This window comes from Hippea alviniae EP5-r (assembly GCF_000420385.1).
GTDB lineage: Bacteria > Campylobacterota_A > Desulfurellia > Desulfurellales > Hippeaceae > Hippea > Hippea alviniae.
In genome coordinates this window covers 108040-128508 of sequence record NZ_ATUV01000001.1, presented here as the reverse complement: position 1 = coordinate 128508, position 20469 = coordinate 108040, and the positions used below count along the sequence as shown (strand labels likewise).

Genomic DNA, 20469 nt, shown 5'->3' with positions numbered 1-20469 from the left:
AAACTTAGAAAACAATTAGTCCCTTACAATTCAAAGTAAAAGGAGGGAAAATGAACTACAAACATCTAAGAAAATTAAAAGACAAATACGCAATAGTCGGAGTCGGATACACACCTCAAGGAAAAATTCCAGGTAGAACAGCGGTAAGTTTTTATGTAGAAGCCGGAATCAATGCGATAAAAGACGCCGGTCTTAAAAAAGAGGATATAGATTGCTTAATATGCTACAGACAATTCAACCCACCAAAAAACGAACCAGAGCCGACACCGTATCTTATAGCCCAACTGCTTGGAATCGAACCCACGGTATTGAGTCAGGAATCTTACTGCCCGAGAAATCAATTTATTCAGGCTATATCCCTTCTGGAAGCGGGTTTCTGCCAGAACGTGTTGATAATTTATGCAGATAATGCCCTCTCGACAAAAAGAATGTTTATCGAGGAGGCCACACATCCAATACCAAAAGAAGAAACGCACATGTTTGGAGAATTCGGCTTTGTAGGCGATTACGCTCTCGCAGCAAGAAAGGCTATGTGTGAATTCGAAACAGGACCAGAAACATGGAAAGAGATAGCCATAAACCAGCGAAAATGGGCAAATCTAAACCCTATAGCTACAATGCATGAGAAAAAACTCACAGAAAAAGACTACCTGACAGCAGATTACCTTATAGAACCCTTCAGAAAATACGATGCAGCCTTAATAAGCGACGGAGGAAGAGCCTGCATAGTCACATCAACAGAAAGAGCAAAGGACCTGCCACATACAGTTGTTACGATAATGGGAATAGGTGAAGCAAACCCGAGCATAGACATACACCAATCCACATACATGGCAGGACCGACAGGGGCAAAAAAAGCATCTCAAATGGCATTCGAAATGGCTGACATAACAATAAACGAAGTAGACGCATGCGAAATATACGACTGTTTCACATACACAGTAGAAATAACCATGCAAGAGTATGGATTCTTCAAACCCGGAGAAGGAAAAGACTTTTTCAAAAACGGCTACACAGCACCCGGAGGAAAACTACCCGTAAACACATCAGGGGGATTACTCTCCGAGGCATATTTCATGGGACTAACACCCATAACAGAAGGTGTAATGCAACTGATGGGAAGATGCGGCGAAAGACAGCTTGGTAAAGTAGAAAGCACAAAAAAGCCGGAAATCATATTATGCAGTGACAACGGCGGTGTTTTGCAAACCCACGCAACCATAATCCTCAGGAGGCTTTAGATGAGTTTCTATCCAATGCCGAACAGCGATACGAAATTCTTCTGGGAAGGCACGAAAAACAAAGAGTTAAGATTCAAAAAATGTAAAACCTGCGGCACTGTTTTATGGCCACCATCGATAGCATGCCCTAAATGCCATTCAACCGAATTTGAAACCATAGTCTCAAAAGGAAAAGGCAGGATATACAGCTTTGCCGTATACAGGGTAGCTTTCGACGAATACTTCAAAGACAAAATTCCATACGTGGTCGGAATAGTAGAGTTAGATGAGGGCATCCACTTTTTGAGCAACATAGTAAATTGCGAACCGTCACTCATAGAATGCGGTATGCAAGTTCAGGTAATATGGGAGCCTTCAGGCGATTTTAACATTCCAAAATTTGAACCTATATCAGGGGGGTAAAAATGGAAAGTGTAGGCAAACTTTACGGGTTTTATGACCCGGATGAGATGAGAGCAATCTTCAAAAAAAGAACAAAAAAGATGGTCAACAAGACAACTACTCTAAAAGATGCCGTATCAAAATACCTAAAAGACGGCGATTATATAGCAGCGGGAAATTCCGCCATCGAAAGAACTCCGGTAGCAGCTCTGATGGAATTGATAAGACAGGTAAGAAAAAACGATTTAAAACATCTCAAATACGGGGCAATAGGAGGTTCACCTTTACCGTCGGTACTTGCCTTCATGAGCGGGTGCTTTGAAGAGTGCGACATATCCTATGGGATGGCTCTGGAAGCCTTAGGTATTTCAAAAATGGCCCGAAGATGTTTCGAAACAGGAAAAGTCAAAGTCACGGAATGGTCAAACGGAACACTTGCATGGAGAGTCAAAGCGGCAGCCATGGGCTTATCGTTTATACCCGCAAGGTCAATATTAGGAACAGATACCTTTAAATACAGTGCCGCAAAAGAGATAAAATGCCCTTTTACAGGAAAAACTTATGCTGCCATACCGGCAGTATATCCTGACATAGTTTTTATACATGTCCACGCAGCAGACAAATACGGAAACAGTTTTATAAAGGGCACAACCCTTGTCGACGTTGAACTGGCAGAAGCCTCAAAAACCGTAATAGTAACAACAGAAAGACTGGTGCCTACCGAGTTTTTCAGAGATGATCCGCTGAGAACTACAATACCGTTCTATCTGGTCGATGCGGTTGTTGAAGTGCCATACGGTGCACACCCCGGAGGCATGCCTTATGAGTATCACATGGACGTAGATTTCCTAAAAAATATGCTCAAGGCAGCCCAAAACGAAGATACTTACGAGAAATTTATAAAAAAATATATCCTTGATTGTGAGAATTTCGAAGATTTCCTACAGCTTACGGGCGGTCTGGAAAAGATGAGAAAACTAAGACAAAAGGTTCTTCATATTGATGCAGAATAAAAAATAAGGGGAGGTAAATATGTCCGAATACAATGCAATGGAGTTAATGATATGTGTAGCCGCAAGAATGTTTGAAGACGGAGCGAGCGTATCAGTAGGAACCGGTGTGCCATGCGCCGCAGCGGCCTTAGCCCAAAAACTATACGCTCCCAACCTGCTAATAATGTTCGAAGTGGGCGGTGTCGCACCTCTTCTGCCATCTATGCCAATATCCATAGGAGACTCAAACACCGTATACAAAGCCATTCAAACGGTAAGCATGCCGAAAATAATGGAAATGAACCAACGTGGCCTTGTAGATTATGCATTTTTAGGCGGAGCTCAAATAGACATGTATGGCAACATAAACTCAACAGTTATAGGAAACCACGATAAACCGAAAGTAAGATTCCCGGGAAGTGGTGGAGCAAACGATTTTGCATCTTTTGCATGGAGAAGCGTAATTTTAGCACCACACTCAGCACGCAGATTTACAAACGATATAGATTACATTACCACTCCTGGTTATCTAACGGGACCAGGCGCAAGAGAAGAAGCAGGGCTCCCGGCAAATACAGGTCCTTACAAAGTCATAACCAATCTGGCTGTTATGGGGTTTGATGAGAAAACAAAAAGAATGAAACTTGAGTCGGTACACCCTGGAGTAACCGTAGACGATGTTATCAAAAACACTGGCTTTGAGCTGATAATAGAAGAACCGATAGGAAAAACCGAACCGCCGACAGAGGAAGAGCTAAAAATTTTAAGAGAAGAAGTTGACCCGTTCAGGGTAGTAATTTCAAGAAGTGCAGAATAATTTTTTAGGAGGTGTTACAATGAAAACTGCTGAGGAGTACAAAGAGTCTTTGAGGAAAATGAGGCCAAACATTTACAAATTTGGAAAACTTATTGAAGATGTTACTACAGACCCGGCCACAAAAAGAACCGTAGAGAGTCATAGCAGATGTTTTGCTGCAGGATACGATCCGGAATACGAAGAAATATTTACCACAACATCAAAGCTAACCGGAGAGAAAATTTTTAGATTTAACTCCCTTATGATGAGCGAAGAAGATGTTATAGCCAATTCAAGAATGAAAAGAACATGCTACAGACTAACAGGAACATGCACGGGAGCTGTATGCGTAGGATGGAACTGTCAGAATGTTATGTATGCCGTAACACAAGATATAGATAAAGAATTTGGCACAGATTACCACGAGAGACTGAAAAAATGGATTTTATACGCCCAAGAAAACAGTTTGGCCGTATCCGGTGCATTAACAGATGCAAAAGGAGATAGAAGCAAAAAACCATCCCAACAAGAAGATTTAGATACAAACATCAGAGTCGTAGAAAAAAGGGAAGATGGCATAGTAATTCGCGGTGCAAAAGTAATGATATGCGGCGTAGCTGCAGCAAATGAAATATTCATACTCCCAGGCGGAGTTTACGGTGAAAGCGACAAAGATTTCGCTGTAGCATGTGTTGTGCCGAGAGACATAGAAGGACTGACCATTATCGAAACAACAAGACCCAGCGACTTAAGAGAACTCAAAGACAACTTTGATATGCCAAAAACCGGCATAACTCAGGCATATCTGATTTTTGACGATGTATTTGTGCCCAACGAACGCGTATTTATGTGCGGAGAATACAAATACACACGCGACATAATAACATATTTCACTTCAACATACAGAGCCTGCATAGGTGCATGCGTGGCCGGACAGGGAGACGTCATGATAGGCGCATCCGTACTGATGGCAAGAGCAAATGGCTTAGCATCCAAAATATTCATGGATAAACTCATAGCCATGTCAATAAACAACGAAGTAACCTATGGCCTCGGTATAGGGGCAATAGCTCTGGGCAAACAACACAGCTCAGGTGTATACTTCCCTGACCCGTTATTGGCAAATGCAAACAAGGTTCAGGTTGCTACCCTTCCATACGAAACCAAAAGACTTGCTCAAGAAATTGGCGGAGGAATAGTTGAGACAGGTTGTCTACCAGCCTACGAAGACATAGAAGACCCAAAATATGGGGACAAGATAAAGAAATACTTAAAAGCCGGACAGGGTTCGGGCATAACACGGGCAAAAATAGCAAGATTGGTAGAGTGGTTGACGCTTGGAGCGGGTGTACCGGGAACAATGCACGGAGGCGGCTCTCCTGACGGAGCAAGACTGTTCGTAAGGCTATTTACACCATTTGAGAAGTATGTAGAATATGCTAAAAAGATAATGGATATAGACGAAGACCTGCAGGAGCCTCAAAAGAAAAAATAACGGGAAGGGGGTAAGGAGATGATTGATTTCACCTTTACTGAAGAACAGGAAATTTTCAGAAAAAAGGTAGCAGAGTTTACGGAGAAAAAAATAAAACCTAAAGTTAGAGAGATGGAAGAGAAAAAAGTAGCTCTTCCGGAGGTCGTAGAAGCATTAAAAGACGAAAAGCTTACGGGCATCTTTATACCAAAAGAGTATAACGGCTTGGGTCTTGGGTACACAGAGAGACTTATAGCATTGGAAGAGATAGCAAAAGTATCGCCTGGCGTAGCAATGATGCTTCAAATCTTCGGATTGGGCATAGAACCTATTTTAAAATTCGGAAACGACGAACAGAAACAAAAGTATCTACCGGGTCTGGCAGTCGGAGAAAAACTTGCTACGGTTGCAGTAACCGAAGCCACGGGCGGTTCTGATCCAACCGGAATAAAAACTACCTACAAAAAAGAGGGTGACTTCTACATCTTAAACGGAAGAAAGATAATGCTAACCAACGCTCCTATAGCAAATACTTTTGTAGTGCTTGCCAAAGACTCAGAAAATCCGAAAGCGTTTTCAACTCTCATAATAGAAGATACTTTCGAAGGTTTCAGAAGAGGAAAAGAGTGGCATGAGATAGGTTTGCACGGATGCAGTGTTGGAGAGATTCTCCTTGAAAACTGTAAAGTTCCAGCATCCAACTTGTTGGGTCAGGAAGGCAAAGGTATGCGCGTTGCAATGAGCGCTATAGGAGAAGTAGGTAGAGGAGGGATGGTAGGTGTTGCCTTAGGTATAATGGATACCCTTCTCAAAATAACAGTAAATTTCTCCAAAAAACGTATTCTCTACGGAAAACCCATAAGTAATTTACAAACAATTCAAAACAAGATAGCAGAGATGAGGCTGGACTTAGAGATCGGCAGACTTTTAGGTTACAGAGCCACCAGCATACAGGATAAAGGCCAGAGAAGTGACTTAGAGTTTGCGATGGCAAAATACTTCACCACCGAAGCAGCCCAAAAGGCAGCAAAAATGGCAGTAGATATACAGGGCGGCTATGGAGTAACAGAAGAAGCAGTAGTGACAAGATTCTTGAGAGACTCTTTCGTTTTAGGGCCATCGGCCGGCACATCCGACATCATGAAGGTAATAATCGCAAGAGCCACCATAGGCAAATAAATCAAACAGGCAGCCTCTGGCTGCCTTACCCTAATTACCATCAAAACAATATAAGATTGAAAAAATCATACTTATAAGTAGAATATTCGGGATTTTTTATGGAACCGATTTATCTGAAAACATTCGAAGAAGGAAAATTAAACGAAAAGATAGAAAAAGCCTACGAGTTGTTAAAATCCTGCAGAATTTGTCCGAGACTCTGCAGGGTAAACAGACTAAAAGGCAAAAAAGGCATCTGCAACACGGCAGAACTTCCCGTTATAGCCGACTACTTCCCACATTTCGGAGAAGAGAGTGTGCTTGTCGGCAAAAACGGCTCAGGCACTATCTTCATCTCATGCTGCAATCTGCTCTGTATCTACTGTCAAAACGCATCAACAAGCCATTTATGCGAAGGTAACTCAACAACTATAGAAGAATTCGCCAACATGATGATAGAGCTTCAGAAAAAAGGATGCCACAATATAAACATCGTAACACCGACACACATCGTTCCACAACTCTTAAAAGCACTAAAGATAGCCATCAATAAGGGACTTAAAATCCCTTTGGTTTACAATACAAGCGGCTATGAGCTTCCATCAACCTTAAATCTGCTTGACGGAATTATAGATATTTACATGCCTGACTTTAAATACTGGGATTCAACAGTCGCAGAACTATACTCATCAGCCAAAGATTACCCGCAGACAACAAAAAAGGCGATAAAGATAATGCACAAACAGGTTGGAGACCTAATCATAGAAAACGGCATAGCAAAGAAAGGGCTTCTAATCAGACACCTTGTTTTGCCAAACGGCCTTGCCGGAACAAAAGAGATTGTAAACTTTATAGCAAAAGAGATATCAAAAAACACCTATGTAAATATTATGGCTCAATACAGGCCTTTGGGTTTAGCATACAGATTTGAAGAGATAGCAAAACCCATAACAGATGATGAGTATTTAGAAGCCTTGCAGTATGCTAAAGACGCAGGCCTGACAAGATTGGACGATTTTTGCATACAATTTTTGAAATCAAAAGGAAGGATTTAGCTATGGAAAACATTATAACACTAAGCCAGATAGACTTCAAAGCGCCGATAGAAGAGATCGTGACGCACAATGCAATACCGCCAAAATTCAAAAACTGCTCTTTTGACAATTACATACCAAATGATGAGTATCCATCACAAAGAGCCGCTGTTGAAAGATTAAAAAACTTTGTCAAAGAGTATGAACAATTCAGAAAAAAACAACCAAAAAACGCACTATTGAGAAAATTCTTTAAAGCCAAAAAACCCAAAAACATATACTTAGACGGCGTATTCGGAGTTGGCAAAACCCACTTGCTTGCATCTGTAGGCAACGCATATAAAGGCAAAAGCATATTTCTATCGTTTGCCGATCTTATGTATCTTGTATCTCATTACACACTAATGAAAGTCGTTCAGATGCTAACAGAGAGATTTGACTTAATACTGCTTGATGAGTTTGAGTTAGACGACCCAGGCGATGCAATGACGGGTATAAACTTCATAAGGGAAGTCAACAAAACAGACAGCGTGGTAATAACAACATCAAACGCCCTTCCAACAGAGCTTGGTGCAAGAAAGTTAGACATACTAATGTTCAAAGAGAGAATCGGAAGCCTAATAGAAGCATTCGAGACAATAATAATCGACGGCAAAGACTATAGAATAAAGTGCAAAAATATTGACTTAAACAAGAAAGCAAAGAGTTTAAAAGAGATGTTCGAACAGTACGAAACGAAGGGAAGATACAAAATGTTCATAACATTTGAAGAACTACTCAAACAATTAAGGGAGATACACCCAACAAAATATGCAAACTTCTCATACAAATTAGATGCTCTGTTTATAGAAAATCTAAGGCCGTTTAAAGACACAGAACTGCCCGATGCTTTGCGTTTTACTCACCTTATAGACACGCTTTATTATGGAGATGTTGAGATATTCGCAACAAGTCAGACAGACTTATTGAGTGTTTTTCATCCAGATTTAAAAGATGGAAAATTCAAATCAAAGATAGGCAGGTGTATATCACGCTTATCCGAGAAGTGTTTTCTTATTCAATCACATTAAGCAGCTCTTTGGGTTTTTCTATAACAAAATCGACATTGTAAAGCTTTAGTATCTCTCTATCCCTAAAGCCGTAAGCTGCCCAGCCAACACTAACATTAGCCCTTTTTGCAGCTTCTATGTCGTTTTCTGAATCACCAACAACTATAGCAGAAGAAAGCTTTACATTGTGCTTTTTTGACAGCTCAATAATGGGCATAGGGTCTGGCTTTTTTGCTGAAAATGTATCGCCGCCGACAATTTCATCAAACAGCTTATCAACGCCAAGTCCTTTGAGTATCTTATATGCAAATCTGAAGCTTTTATTTGTTATAACAAACAGCTTTTTATCTTTGCTCTTTAGTTTCTCAAGCAACTCTTCAACACCATCATAGAGTTTTGTATTTACAAGAAGATGTTCGTCATAATGAGAAAGAAAATAGTAAAAAACATCGTCGAATTTATCCAGAGCATTAACAAACCTTAACGAGTCTTCTATCAAACGCCTTACACCATTGCCAACAAAACTATAAATTCTTTCATTATCAAGGGTTGGCAAAGAGAAGGCTTCAAATGCAGCATTAAGACTATTTGCCAAATCCAATTTTGAATCTATGAGTGTTCCGTCTAAGTCAAAAAAGATAGATGTGGCTTTCATAAAAAGAAAGGGTGGCAAACACCACCCTGCTTAAATCTTCTTAAATATCACAACGGCGTTTGTTCCACCAAACCCAAACGAGTTAGACATAGCGACTCTGATATCCTTTTCTATCGCTTCATTAGGCGTATAGAACAGGTCACACTCTTCATCCGGATTATCCAAATTCATCGTCGGTGGAATTATGCCGTTTTTCAAAGCGAGAACGCTAAATACAGCTTCAACGCCACCTGCAGCACCAAGCAGATGCCCTGTAACAGATTTTGTTGAGCTTATCGTAAGCTTATAAGCATAATCTCCAAATACCCTTTTTATGGCTTTTGTCTCAATGATATCGTTAAAGTAGGTTGATGTTCCATGAGCATTGAGATAATCGACATCTTCAGGATTGAGTTTTGCATCATTCAAAGCCATCTGCATAGCGTATGTTGCACCGTCGCCTTCTGGGTCTGGAGCTGTAAAGTGATAAGCGTCATCGCTCATACCAAAACCGACAAATTCGGCTAAAATTGGTGCCCCTCTCTTCTTTGCATGCTCATACTCTTCCAAAACAAGAATGCCGGCACCTTCTCCTATGATAAATCCATCCCTATCCTTATCAAACGGACGAGATGCCTTCTGTGGCTCATCGTTTCTCGTTGAGAGTGCTTTCATATTGGCAAAGCCGCTTACCGCCAAAGGTGTAATCGTTGACTCTGTGCCGCCACAAATCATAACATCAGCATCACCGTAAGCTATACAACGGGCACCTAAACCTATGGAGTGTGTTCCAGTCGCACAAGCCGTAACATCGCTAAAGTTGGGTCCTTTAAATCCAAACTTCATTGCTATATTGCCCGCTGCCATATTTATAACGGCAACAGGTATGAAAAACGGCGATACGCCTTTTTGACCCCTTTTAAGCAGCGCTTCGTTATACTTTTCTATTGTCTGCAGTCCACCTATACCACTGCCAACACTTACACCAACCCTAAAAGGATTCTCCTTTTCAATCTCTAAACCGGCATTTTCAACTGCTTCCTGTGTCGCTGCAATGGCATAAAGAGAAAACAGGTCTATCTTCTTTACATCCTTTTTATCCACATACTTTGTCGGGTCAAATCCTTTAACTTCACCTGCTATCTGAACGGTGTAATTGGAAGGGTCAAAGCGCGTTATTCTATCTATGCCGCTTATACCCTTGCAGGCATTTTTAAAACTTTCATCAGCCGTAAGTCCAACAGGAGTTATAGCTCCAACTCCGGTTACAACTACCCTTCGCATCGCCTTCTCTTACTTGTTTAAATGGGATTCAACATAATCTATCGCATCCTGAACCGTTATAATCTTGCTTGCATCAGAATCTGGAATGTCGATGCCAAACTTCTCTTCCATAGCCATAACAAGCTCAACAGTGTCAAGAGAGTCAGCGCCTAAATCTTCGATAAACTTGGCTTCTGGTTTAACTTCTTCTTCGTCAACACCCAACTGCTCAACAATAATCTTCTTTACTTCTTCTGCTACATTCATCTTTTAAACCCTCCTCTTTTATTTTCAAATGTATAATCCGCCACTGATATTAATAACTTCACCTGTAATGTAAGACGCTTCTTCACTCAATAAAAACTCAACAAGATTCGCTACATCTTCCGTTGTTCCAAGTCTCTTTATAGCTATACTCTCCATCAGAGCTTTTTTCTGCTCATCAGTCAAAACAGCCGTCATATCCGTCTCTATATAGCCCGGTGCAACAGCATTAACCCTGATGTTTCTTGCTCCAAGCTCTTTAGCCAAAGATTTTGTCAGTCCTATAAGACCAGCCTTACTTGCTGCATAATTACTCTGGCCTGCATTACCCATCAAACCTATAACGCTTGATATATTAACGATAACACCAAATCTGTTTTTTATCATCCACCTGCTAACATGCTTTGAGCAATACAGAGCACCTTTTAAATTCACATCTATTACCCTATCTATTTTCTCCTTGCTCATTCTCATTATCAAATCGTCATCGGTAATGCCAGCGTTGTTTACAAGGTAATCTATTCTCTTGTGCTTTTTTATTAACTCAGATACAGCATCACCAACCTGCTCAAAATCGCTAACATCAAAACCACAAACTTCGCAGTTTCCACCTTCGGCTTTTATTCTTTCGCACAACTCTTCTGCTTTATCTTTACTGTGAGAGTAATTAACTATAACGGTTAAACCCTTTTTTGCAAGCTGATAAGCTATCTGAGCGCCTATGCCCTTTGAAGCGCCAGTAATCAAAGCAACAGTTCCCTTAAAACTCATACCTTATCCTTATAGTCATTATAGCTTTCTAAGTCAACAACATAGTTTATGTTTGCTTTCCTTAATTCCCTTTTTAACATAGAAGCAAGCACATTTTTAGGCCCAAACTCAACAAACTCATCACAACCAAGCTCAATAGCCCTATTAACATTATCAATCCATCTAACAGGCTCTGTAATCTGATTTATCAGATACTCCTTTATGTTATCTTCTGAGTCTATAACATCGGATTTTGTATTCTCTATAACCCTTCTATTCGGTTTTGAAAAGTGTATCCCATCGAGCACCTTGCTCATCTGCTCTTTAACTGGCTCCATCAAAGCACAGTGAAATGGAGCAGAGACACTCAAAGGTATAACCTTACCCAACTTCTTCTCTCTTGCAAGCTCGCAAACCTTATCAACGCCTTCTTTATAACCAGACACTATAACCTGCTTCTTTGCGTTGTAATTGGCTATCTGGCAATAACCGTTCTTTAAGCTTTTGCTCGTCTGCTTACACAACTCTTCAACTTCACTATGCTTGTCTGTGAGAATAGCAGCCATAGCACCAACGCCTTCTGGCACAGCCTGTTGCATAAACTTGCCCCTTTTATGAACGGCAAAAACGGCATCTTCAAAACCCAAAGAGCCTGCAGCAACAAGCGCAGAATACTCACCAAGCGAATGACCTGCAGCCAAATCAAAATCAAAGTCCGTCTCACTCTTCAAAAGATTGTAAATTGCAACAGAAACGGTGAGTATCGCAGGCTGAGCATTCTCAGTTAATGTCAAGGTTTTCTCAGGCCCGTTAAACATCATATTGACCAAGTCAAAACCCAACACATTATTAGCTTTATTAAATGTCTCTTTTACAACATCAAAGCTCTCATACAAATCTTTTCCCATTCCAACAAACTGGGAACCTTGACCCGTAAACATCAAAAATCTCATCACCTATCTCCCAATCTGCTTAAGTTTGATAAAACTTCTTCAGCTTCTCTCATAATATCGGATATAATTTTAGATACAGGTTTTATATCGTTAATTAGACCGGCAATCTGACCAGCCATAACAGAGCCGTTTTTCACATCACCTTCCCTTGCTGCAAGTCTAAGCCTGCCTTCACCAAACTTTTCAAGCTCTTCCTTTGTCGCTCCGCTATTTTCAAGCTTCATAAACTCTCGTGCAAGCTTGTTTTTTATAATTCTAACGGGATGGCCTGTTGTTCTGCCTGTAATAACCGTATCCCTATCTTTGGCTTCAACAATAACCTTTTTGTAAGCTTCTGATATCGTGCACTCAACAGATGCCACAAACCTTGTTCCCATCTGAACGCCTTGGGCACCCAAGGCAAGTGCTGCAACAAAACCCCTTCCGTCTGCTATACCACCTGCTGCTATAACGGGAATATCAACAGCATCAACAACCTGCGGCACAAGTGCTATAGTTGTAAGCTCACCTATATGGCCACCAGATTCCATACCTTCTGCAACAACCGCATCTGCACCTTCTTTCTCCATTCTCTTTGCCAAGGCAACAGATGCAACCACAGGTATAACCTTAGCTCCTATCTCTTTAAACCTATCCATATACTTGCCAGGACTTCCAGCACCAGTCGTTATAACCTTAATCTTATGCTTTATAACAACATCAACAACATCATCAACATAGGGAGATAAAAGCATTATATTAACGCCAAATGGCTTATCTGTTATCTCTTTTGCTTTGATAATTTCATTCTCCACCCAATCAGCCGGAGCATTACCAGCTGCAATAATACCCAAACCGCCAGCTTCAGAGACAGCTGCAGCCAAAATAGCATCAGAAACCCATGCCATTCCACCCTGAATTATCGGATACTCTATACCCAACAGTTCGCAAATCTTCGTCTTAAACATTACATCACCACCTTACAACACCTGCAGACCAGGTTAAACTTGCACCAAAACTGTTTAACAGAACAATATCCCCTTCCTTTATCTTGCCGTTTTTCACAGCCCAATCTAAAGCCAACGGAATTGAAGCTGCCGCTGTATTGGCGTGTCTATCAATCGTTATTATAGCTCTATCTAAATCCAAATCCACCCTTTTTGCCACGCCTTCTATGATTCTTCTGTTAGCCTGATGACATACCATCCAATCAACATCCGAAAATCCAAGCCCTACAAGATCTAATGCTTCTTTACTTACACTGGCTATGCTTCTTACTGCCATTTTGAATGTCTCATTACCCTTCATCTTTATGTAAATGTCTCTGTTCTCTATGGCTTCAACACTGCAGGGCTGTCTGCTGCCTGGAGCTGGCACTCTCATTAAATCGGTATATCCACCATCAGAGTGCAAAACCATACTCAAGATGCCTTCATCTTCGTTTTCTGTTGCCTTAAGCAAGATACCAGCAGCACCATCGCCAAATATTACACATGTTGACCTATCCGTCCAATCTGTTATCTTGCTTAAGGTTTCAGAACCTATAACAAGCGCATTCTTCACCATTCCAGCCTTAATATATGCATTGGCAACAGATAAAGCATACATAAACCCGCTGCATGCCGCATTTATATCAAAAGCAAAGGCGTTTCTTGCACCAATCTTCTCCTGAACAAACAGAGCCGTTGCAGGCAAAGGCATATCTGGTGTAACAGTTGCAAGAACAATGAGTTCTATCTCCGATGCTGATACATCTGCATTATCCAGTATGTCAAAAGCGGCTTTAGCTGCAAGGTCGCTTGCAGACTCATCTTCTGCTATATGCCTTATGTGAATACCCGTTCTTTGTGTTATCCACTCATCCGATGTATCAACCATCTTCTCAAGGTCAAAGTTTGTCAATATCTTTTTGGGCAGGTATGCACCTGTCGCTATAACTTTTGCATTCATGACCTCACTACCCCCTTTAGCTCCTTCAAAACCAAGCAACTCTTAAGCGCAGACTCAATCTTGTCATTAACCTTCTCTTCTGAAAACCTTAAAGCTTTCAATATGGCATTTTTTATGGCAATAGCATTGCTTCTGCCATGACTTATTACGCATGCTCCATTAACACCAAGCAATGGTGCACCACCAAACTCAGCATAATCAGTCTTCTTCTTCAAAGCTTTAAAAGCCGATTTCGCAAGCAGAAAACCCAGTTTGCTCAAAAAACTCTTTCTTATCTCTTCCCTTAAAAACTCAGCTATAACATGCGGAACAGACTCACTAACCTTCAGCACCACATTACCCACAAAACCATCACTCACAACAACATCGGCTTTACCTTTATATATCTCATCACCCTCAACATTACCTATGAAATTTAGCCTGCTTTTGTAAAGTAAATCGTAGGCTGCTAAAGTCAGTTGGTTGCCTTTACCCGGCTCAGATCCATTACTCAAAACACCAATCTTCGGATTCTTAACGCCCACGACATACTTTACATAAACAGCACCCATAATGGCAAACTCAACTAAATGCTGTGGTTTGCAGTCAACATTGGCGCCAGCATCGATCAGCATCACCTGACCATCCAATGTTGGAAGCAGCGTCGCAATGGCTGGCCTTGACACACCCTTTATCCTTCCAAGATTAAACATGGCAACGGCCATCGCCGCACCAGAGTTGCCAGCCGTCATAAATGCTCTTGCTTTGCCTTCTTTGACAAGCTTGATACCCACACTCATTGATGAGTTTTTCATTCTCAAAGCTTGGGATGGCTTATCCGACATCCTTACAATCTCATCCGCATTAACTATCTCAACTCTCTCTTTTAAATCATCCGAGAAATCACCTATCAGCTTCTCTAACTCATCCTGTTTGCCAACAAGATAAACAAAAAGCCCCTGCTTCTCTTTTAAAGCGTATCTAACGCCTTTTATAACTTCATCGGGGGCAAAATCGCCCCCGTATGCATCAACGGCAACCTGAATCATTACTCTTCTGGTGTAATTACTTCTCTGTCTCCGTAATAGCCGCAGGATGGACAAACCCTATGTGGAAGTTTATACTCACCACAGTTTGGGCATTTAGTTAAAGGAACATTCTTAAGCTTCTTATGGGTTGCCCTTTTTGCAGCCCTTGAGTGAGATGATTTTCTTTTTGGCTGAGCCATTTCTCTCTCCTTTCTTATACCAGTTCTAATTCGTTAAAGAAGAAACCTATCTCATAACTTGCAGATTCTTTTGAGTCTGAACCGTGAACGGCGTTTCTTTCAATGTTTGTGCCAAAAAGTTTTCTTATTGTGCCTTCTTCTGCATCTTCGGGATTCGTTGCTCCCATAAGTTTTCTGTAATCTTCTATAGCATTATCTTTCTCGAGCACCATAACGATAATCGGCCCTTCACTCATAAAATCCGTCAAAGAGTCGTAAAATGGCCTATCCTTATGAACAATGTAAAACTTTTTAGCCTGCTCTTTTGTAAGGTGAATCTTTTTCATTCCGATAATAGAAAAACCGTTAGACTCCAACATCTCAATAATCTTTCCCGCATTTTTAGCTTTTACGGCATCAGGCTTAATAATTGATAATGTCCTTTCAAGCACTCTTTTTTTCCTCCTTCTTTGCTTCTGTTTTTGTTTGAGATGAATCGCTTTTGTTCTTTGATTTATCTGAAGAGTTCGAAGACTTTTTGTAATCCGTTACATACCAACCACTGCCCTTTAACTCAAAGGCTGTCTCAGATACAAGCTTCGTTATACCGCCACTCTTTTTGCAGTTTGGACAAATTTCAGGTGCCGGGTCGTTAAATCCCTGCAAAACTTCAAACTCATGACCACAAAACTTGCATCGATACTCATAAATCGGCATCTTTAGGCCTCCTTCAGTCTTCTTAGTATCTCGTCATCGTCAATGCAATCTATCCTTACCCTTTTCTCTTTGGACTTCTCACCAGAAACTATCTCTATACAACCTTTGGCAACGCCAAAAAACTTAGCCAGCTTCTCAACAACTGCCTTGTTCGCCTTCCCTTCCACCGGTTTTTCTCTTATTTTAAGCACAAGCAAGCCATTTTCAAAGCCAATCGACTCATGCCTTGAGTTGGGCTTTACCCTAAGTTGAATAACCATACACATCTCCCAAAAAGCCAACAAAAATTAACATAAGTTTGCCGTTAAAGTCAATACCAATAAAGCAAGAAAAAATTGGACTTTGAACAAAAAAGTTACATAATTTTATTTGGTATGAGAAAATTGAGTGAGAAGTCCTATTTTAGATTTGTATATGCAATCCTTATTATTATTTTCCTACTCATGGTCTCTGTATTTTACTTCACAGAAAAAACCCAAAAGAGTGTTGTTGAAAGGTTTGTATATCAGAAAGAGATAGATAAACAGAAGGAAGCGATAAAACTTGAGACATACGCAGTTATATCGTTTATCGACAGCTATACAAACTCAATCATAAAAGACACATTTAAAACGCTCTCTTACGAGTTATCACTCAAAAAGCCACTCTTTAACCCAGACAATATAACAGAATCTCTGAACAGACTTAATCAATCCGGTGAAGTGAAGTTCGCCGTTTTCTTTGACAACGGCTCATCTACAGCTGATTTTTTAAGCTTTAAATACTGCAAACCTTACAGAAAAAATCTCAACTTAAGCTTTAATAAGATTCACCTATACATGTGCAAATCGCCAACATTAAAAGAAGGAGTATATCCTCAAAAATTTCTCGTTGCAACAACACAAATAAACAATTTAAAACTCGCAGCTTATACATCTATGCTCAATCTCGAAGTGAAAATAATGGATTTCGTATTTCCGCGACTAAACGAGTTCATATTTCAAAACAAAAACAGAGACTCCTACTTCTTTGTCGTAAAGATATTGAACCTAAACGGCGGCAAAGATTTTGCCATGAATATATACAACAAATCCTTGGGTGTTGATATAGGTAAGCCCTCATCGTCGTTTAAACCTGATGCAAAAGGCAATTACTACAGGGAAAAATATTTAAAAGGCCTAAGGGAACATTCAGAAACATACTCAACATACTGGTATCCATCACCTACAAGCAGAAAACCACAGCTTAAAATATCGTTCAGAAAATATTACGAGCCACTCCACTGGATGGTTGGAACAGGTTTCTATGTTCACAGATTAAAGGAAGAAGCTGCTCTATTTTCCGACAATTTGTTTAAAAAACTTAGACTTTTTCAAATACTTCTTTTTCTCTTATATTTAATTACGCTTCTTGTTATATACCTAATCGGTAGAGACTTTTCAAAAACAGTCCAGAGAGATACAAACAAAATTGTATCCGCAATCCCGTTTATAGGCAAAAAAAGAGACCCTATAAATTTAGAAGAAATCTCCTTTGAAAAACTAAAGACAATCTCAGATGCGCTCAATAGCTTATCTTCAACAATAATAGATAAAAACTTACAACTCGAACAAAACAGGCTTGAGTTTATAAAGGCATTCGTAAAGGTGGTTGAAGTAAGAGATGTTTATACAAAAGGACACTCAGAAAGAGTAGCCCTATATTCTCAAAGAATAGCAGCAAAATTGGGATTAAACGAAGAGATGCAACACAAGTTATACATAGCTGGCCTACTTCATGACTTAGGCAAGGTTGCAATACCAGACAGCATCTTACTTAAACCCGGCAAACTCAGTGAATATGAGTATGAGATAATGAAATACCACCCGGAATTCTCTTACGAGATAATTAAAGATGTCGAAATGTTTAAAGATATCGCACTCATTGTAAGGCAACATCATGAGCGGTGCGACGGGAGTGGTTATCCTGATGGTTTAAAATGCGAAGAGATAAAGCTTGAAGGAAGAATATTGGCAATAGCCGATGTATTCGATGCTTTAACAACTTCAAGGCCTTACAGAGAAGCATTTGAAGTCAGCAAAGCCATAGAGATAATAAAAAGCATGCCTTTAGATAAAGATATTGTCTCTAAAATAGAATCATGCTTGAAAGATATCTATATCATTGAGAATAAGCCAGAAAACATATCAGAAAAGCTCTCAGAAATCGAAAAGAGCAGATTAGACTTATTTGAAAAGGATACATTTACCGGCCTTTACAGGATTAAAAGTCTAATAGGTTTTATAGATAAGCTTTTGGAAACAAAAGAGCGTTTTTATCTGTTTATGATAGACATAAAGCACTTAAAGAAAATCAACTATATCTTTGGTTATGAAAAGGGCAATGAGCTGATATCAAAAATTGCAAAAGCCATAAAAGAAGAGAAAGAAGCAATTTACCCATCCAGAGTTGGTGCAAACTACTTTGCATTCATATTTAAATCAAGCAACCCAATAGCGATGCAACAGAGACTAAAAGAAAAACTCAAAAACATCACAGTAAACGACTATCATCCTGAATTCCTGATAACATTCGTTCCTTCCGAAAACATCAAAAACGGCGAGGAGATAATCTACCTCGCCGAGATGCAGCTTGAAAGCTTAAAGTTTGCAGCAATAAAAAAGGGATAACTATTTATCCAAAGCCTTTAAAAACTCTTCAGCTTCCTTTGCCCAGATAAAGTTTTCAACCTTCACATTGGCTCTCTTAACGCCTTCAACAGAAAGAATCGCCTTCTTTATAGCAATGGCAAGCTGCAAACCAACTGGGCAGTTTTCAACTGTTGGCCTAAATTTTATATCAACGATGCCGTTTTCTTCATCAACCTTCAAATCATAAACAAGCTTGAGTTTTACAACATCTTCCCTTAGCTCAGGGTCATAGACCGTCTTTAACTTCTCTATAACCTTCTCTTGTATACTCATAGCAACTCCATAGCCCTTTTATAAATCTGTTCTATGGCGTTTTTTATTCTGTCGCATGCAGCATAAGGTATCTCAAGATTTACTATCGCATCGGGCACGCATTTATCAAACGGTATTTTACCAAGAACTTCTATGCCTTCTTTTTTAGCAAACTCTTCTATCTGCTTTGTCTTCTCTTCGTTTAAATCGTATTTGTTAACGACAACGCCACTTTTAACCTTGAACGAATCACACAGTTTTTTAACCCTTTCCAAATCATGTAAACCCGCAGGTGTTGGCTCTGCAACAATAATCACAAAATTAGCACCAGAGATGGTTGAAATCACTGGACATCCAATACCCGGCGAGCCATCAACCAGTATGTATTCAATGCCTTTCTCTTCGCTTAAGATATGTGCCCTATGCTTTACCATTGTGACAAGGTTGCCAGAGTTCTCAGCACCCGGATACAGCTTTGCATGGACAAACAGGCCGTATTCAGTCTCTGACTCATACCACTCGCCGCTAAACACATCCTTCATCGTAATAGCCTTTTCTGGACATGCTATCTCACACAGCCTGCACGAATCACACTTAATCTCATCAACCACATAAACGCCATCATCTGTAATATCAATCGCATCAAATCTGCACAGCTTTCTGCAGATATCACAACCAGTGCATTTGTCAGGGTCAATATAAGCTTTTGGATTACCTTTAAACTTCTCTGAATACTTAACCTTTGGCTTCATCAGGATATACATATTTGCCGCATCTGCATCTGCATCAACAATAATCTTATCCTTCATCAAATAGGCAAGACTGCTGGTCAAAGTTGTCTTTCCTGTTCCACCCTTACCACTTATAATTACAAGCTCCTTACTCATAGCTTTTCCTCTATCCTTTTTAAAACTGAAGCAAAATCGTTTTTATACTTCTCAAACGGCAAGCTCCCTTTTGAATACATTTTGGCAAACTCTTCAGAAAACGGCAATCTGTAAAGTATCTCTATATTCTCTTCCTTTGCATAATCTTCTATCAGATGCTTCTCATCTTCATGCTTATTTACAATGATTCCAAACGGCAAACCCATATCACGCACAAGTTCAACAGAAAGCTTCAAATCACTCAATCCAAATGGTGTTGGCTCTGTAACCAAAACAACAAAATCAACACCATCAATCGTCTCAACAACCGTGCAGCTTGTGCCCGGCGGTGAGTCTAAAATCACCGTTTTTGACTCGTCCATATAGTCTCTTTTTAGAGATGCTATGAGCTGTGTAGCACTTGCTTCACCTATATTTAACTGACCCATAACAAAATCTATATGACCTGCTTTTCCTATGGCTATCTCACCTACCTGCTTTTCAACTTCAACCAAAGCTCCTTCAACCGGACAGACATAGGCACAGGCACCACAGGAGTGGCACAGCTCATCAAAAAACATCACCTTTTTCAGCGGCTCTCCCATAACAACAAGTGCCTTATAGGCACAAGCATCAGCACATTTGCCACAAAATGTGCAGATATCTTCGTTAATCTTTGGAACAAGCTCTGTATATGGAATCCTTTTTTCTATCTTTGGCTTTAAAAACAGATGCCCATTGGGTTCTTCAGCGTCGCAGTCTATGTATTGCGGATTTTCTGAAGCATAAGCCAAAAGAAGTGAAATAGTCGTCTTTCCTGTTCCACCTTTACCGCTTGTTACGGCTATCTTCATGATATTC

Annotated in this window: 24 protein-coding genes; 9 read left to right on the top strand and 15 right to left on the bottom strand. The window is 40.2% G+C overall.

Annotated features, from left to right (window positions below):
- Positions 1–50: 50 nt before the first annotated feature.
- From G415_RS0100725 to zapE, 8 genes are all read left to right on the top strand, one after another.
- The gene (locus tag G415_RS0100725) at positions 51–1241 is read left to right on the top strand and encodes a thiolase family protein (protein ID WP_022669661.1); all 1191 of its coding nucleotides are present in this window, start codon (positions 51–53) and stop codon (positions 1239–1241) included.
- On the top strand, positions 1242–1643 hold the full coding sequence (locus G415_RS0100720; RefSeq protein WP_022669660.1) for a Zn-ribbon domain-containing OB-fold protein: 402 nt from the start codon (positions 1242–1244) through the stop codon (positions 1641–1643).
- Positions 1644–1645: 2 nt separating this feature from the next.
- Complete coding sequence (locus G415_RS0100715) at positions 1646–2635, top strand: CoA transferase subunit A (RefSeq protein ID WP_022669659.1); 990 nt, start codon at positions 1646–1648, stop codon at positions 2633–2635.
- 19 nt (positions 2636–2654) lie between these two features.
- Entirely contained in the window at positions 2655–3431 is a 777-nt protein-coding gene (locus G415_RS0100710) for a CoA-transferase subunit beta (protein WP_022669658.1), read from the top strand.
- A 19-nt stretch (positions 3432–3450) separates the two neighbouring features.
- A complete protein-coding gene (locus tag G415_RS0100705) occupies positions 3451–4905 on the top strand; it encodes a 4-hydroxyphenylacetate 3-hydroxylase N-terminal domain-containing protein (RefSeq protein ID WP_026939490.1) in 1455 nt (484 codons plus the stop codon).
- A gap of 18 nt (positions 4906–4923) precedes the next feature.
- Positions 4924–6063 (top strand): acyl-CoA dehydrogenase family protein, encoded by a 1140-nt coding sequence (locus G415_RS0100700; RefSeq protein ID WP_022669656.1) that lies wholly within the window; start codon positions 4924–4926, stop codon positions 6061–6063.
- 98 nt (positions 6064–6161) lie between these two features.
- A complete protein-coding gene (locus G415_RS0100695) occupies positions 6162–7097 on the top strand; it encodes a radical SAM protein (protein ID WP_022669655.1) in 936 nt (311 codons plus the stop codon).
- Between the two features lie 2 nt (positions 7098–7099).
- Entirely contained in the window at positions 7100–8146 is a 1047-nt protein-coding gene (gene zapE / locus G415_RS0100690) for an AFG1/ZapE family ATPase (RefSeq protein ID WP_022669654.1), read from the top strand.
- Here the strand turns inward: zapE and G415_RS09310 are convergent.
- From G415_RS09310 to G415_RS0100630, 12 genes are read right to left on the bottom strand one after another with little or no spacing between them, the layout of a single operon-like run.
- Positions 8130–8780 carry an HAD family hydrolase gene (locus G415_RS09310; protein ID WP_022669653.1) on the bottom strand — a complete coding sequence of 217 codons (651 nt, stop codon included), beginning with the start codon at positions 8778–8780 and terminating at the stop codon, positions 8130–8132. The two genes, zapE and G415_RS09310, sit on opposite strands and share 17 nt — an antisense overlap.
- Before the next feature lie 30 nt (positions 8781–8810).
- On the bottom strand, positions 8811–10043 hold the full coding sequence (fabF, locus tag G415_RS0100680; RefSeq protein ID WP_022669652.1) for a beta-ketoacyl-ACP synthase II: 1233 nt from the start codon (positions 10041–10043) through the stop codon (positions 8811–8813).
- Positions 10044–10052: 9 nt separating this feature from the next.
- Positions 10053–10289: an acyl carrier protein gene (gene acpP / locus G415_RS0100675; RefSeq protein WP_022669651.1), complete on the bottom strand. Its 237-nt coding sequence runs from the start codon at positions 10287–10289 to the stop codon at positions 10053–10055.
- A gap of 24 nt (positions 10290–10313) precedes the next feature.
- A complete protein-coding gene (gene fabG, locus G415_RS0100670) occupies positions 10314–11057 on the bottom strand; it encodes a 3-oxoacyl-[acyl-carrier-protein] reductase (RefSeq protein WP_022669650.1) in 744 nt (247 codons plus the stop codon).
- Entirely contained in the window at positions 11054–11989 is a 936-nt protein-coding gene (fabD, locus tag G415_RS0100665; protein WP_022669649.1) for an ACP S-malonyltransferase, read from the bottom strand. The genes fabG and fabD overlap by 4 nt, the downstream gene beginning before the upstream one ends.
- Positions 11989–12936, bottom strand: a complete 948-nt coding sequence (gene fabK, locus G415_RS0100660; protein ID WP_022669648.1) for an enoyl-[acyl-carrier-protein] reductase FabK — start codon at positions 12934–12936, stop codon at positions 11989–11991. The genes fabD and fabK overlap by 1 nt, the downstream gene beginning before the upstream one ends.
- 4 nt (positions 12937–12940) lie before the next feature.
- Entirely contained in the window at positions 12941–13918 is a 978-nt protein-coding gene (locus G415_RS0100655; RefSeq protein WP_022669647.1) for a beta-ketoacyl-ACP synthase III, read from the bottom strand.
- Complete coding sequence (gene plsX / locus G415_RS0100650; RefSeq protein ID WP_022669646.1) at positions 13915–14946, bottom strand: phosphate acyltransferase PlsX; 1032 nt, start codon at positions 14944–14946, stop codon at positions 13915–13917. Before plsX ends, G415_RS0100655 begins: the two co-directional genes overlap by 4 nt.
- Positions 14946–15125: a 50S ribosomal protein L32 gene (rpmF, locus tag G415_RS0100645; RefSeq protein ID WP_022669645.1), complete on the bottom strand. Its 180-nt coding sequence runs from the start codon at positions 15123–15125 to the stop codon at positions 14946–14948. Before rpmF ends, plsX begins: the two co-directional genes overlap by 1 nt.
- Before the next feature lie 14 nt (positions 15126–15139).
- Complete coding sequence (ndk, locus tag G415_RS0100640; RefSeq protein WP_022669644.1) at positions 15140–15556, bottom strand: nucleoside-diphosphate kinase; 417 nt, start codon at positions 15554–15556, stop codon at positions 15140–15142.
- Positions 15549–15821 (bottom strand): FmdB family zinc ribbon protein, encoded by a 273-nt coding sequence (locus G415_RS0100635; protein WP_022669643.1) that lies wholly within the window; start codon positions 15819–15821, stop codon positions 15549–15551. The genes ndk and G415_RS0100635 overlap by 8 nt, the downstream gene beginning before the upstream one ends.
- Positions 15822–15823: 2 nt before the next feature.
- On the bottom strand, positions 15824–16081 hold the full coding sequence (locus tag G415_RS0100630) for a DUF167 domain-containing protein (RefSeq protein ID WP_022669642.1): 258 nt from the start codon (positions 16079–16081) through the stop codon (positions 15824–15826).
- Positions 16082–16195: 114 nt separating this feature from the next.
- On the opposite strand from G415_RS0100630, the gene G415_RS10555 reads away from it, so the two are divergent.
- Complete coding sequence (locus G415_RS10555; RefSeq protein WP_155825403.1) at positions 16196–18469, top strand: HD domain-containing phosphohydrolase; 2274 nt, start codon at positions 16196–16198, stop codon at positions 18467–18469.
- Here G415_RS10555 and G415_RS0100620 read toward each other — a convergent pair whose 3' ends face one another.
- From G415_RS0100620 to G415_RS09300, 3 genes are read right to left on the bottom strand one after another with little or no spacing between them, the layout of a single operon-like run.
- Positions 18470–18763 carry a metal-sulfur cluster assembly factor gene (locus tag G415_RS0100620; protein ID WP_022669640.1) on the bottom strand — a complete coding sequence of 98 codons (294 nt, stop codon included), beginning with the start codon at positions 18761–18763 and terminating at the stop codon, positions 18470–18472.
- Positions 18760–19629, bottom strand: coding sequence for an ATP-binding protein (locus tag G415_RS0100615; protein ID WP_022669639.1), 870 nt, complete (start codon positions 19627–19629; stop codon positions 18760–18762). Before G415_RS0100615 ends, G415_RS0100620 begins: the two co-directional genes overlap by 4 nt.
- Positions 19626–20462 carry a nucleotide-binding protein gene (locus G415_RS09300; protein ID WP_022669638.1) on the bottom strand — a complete coding sequence of 279 codons (837 nt, stop codon included), beginning with the start codon at positions 20460–20462 and terminating at the stop codon, positions 19626–19628. The genes G415_RS0100615 and G415_RS09300 overlap by 4 nt, the downstream gene beginning before the upstream one ends.
- Positions 20463–20469: the final 7 nt, after the last annotated feature.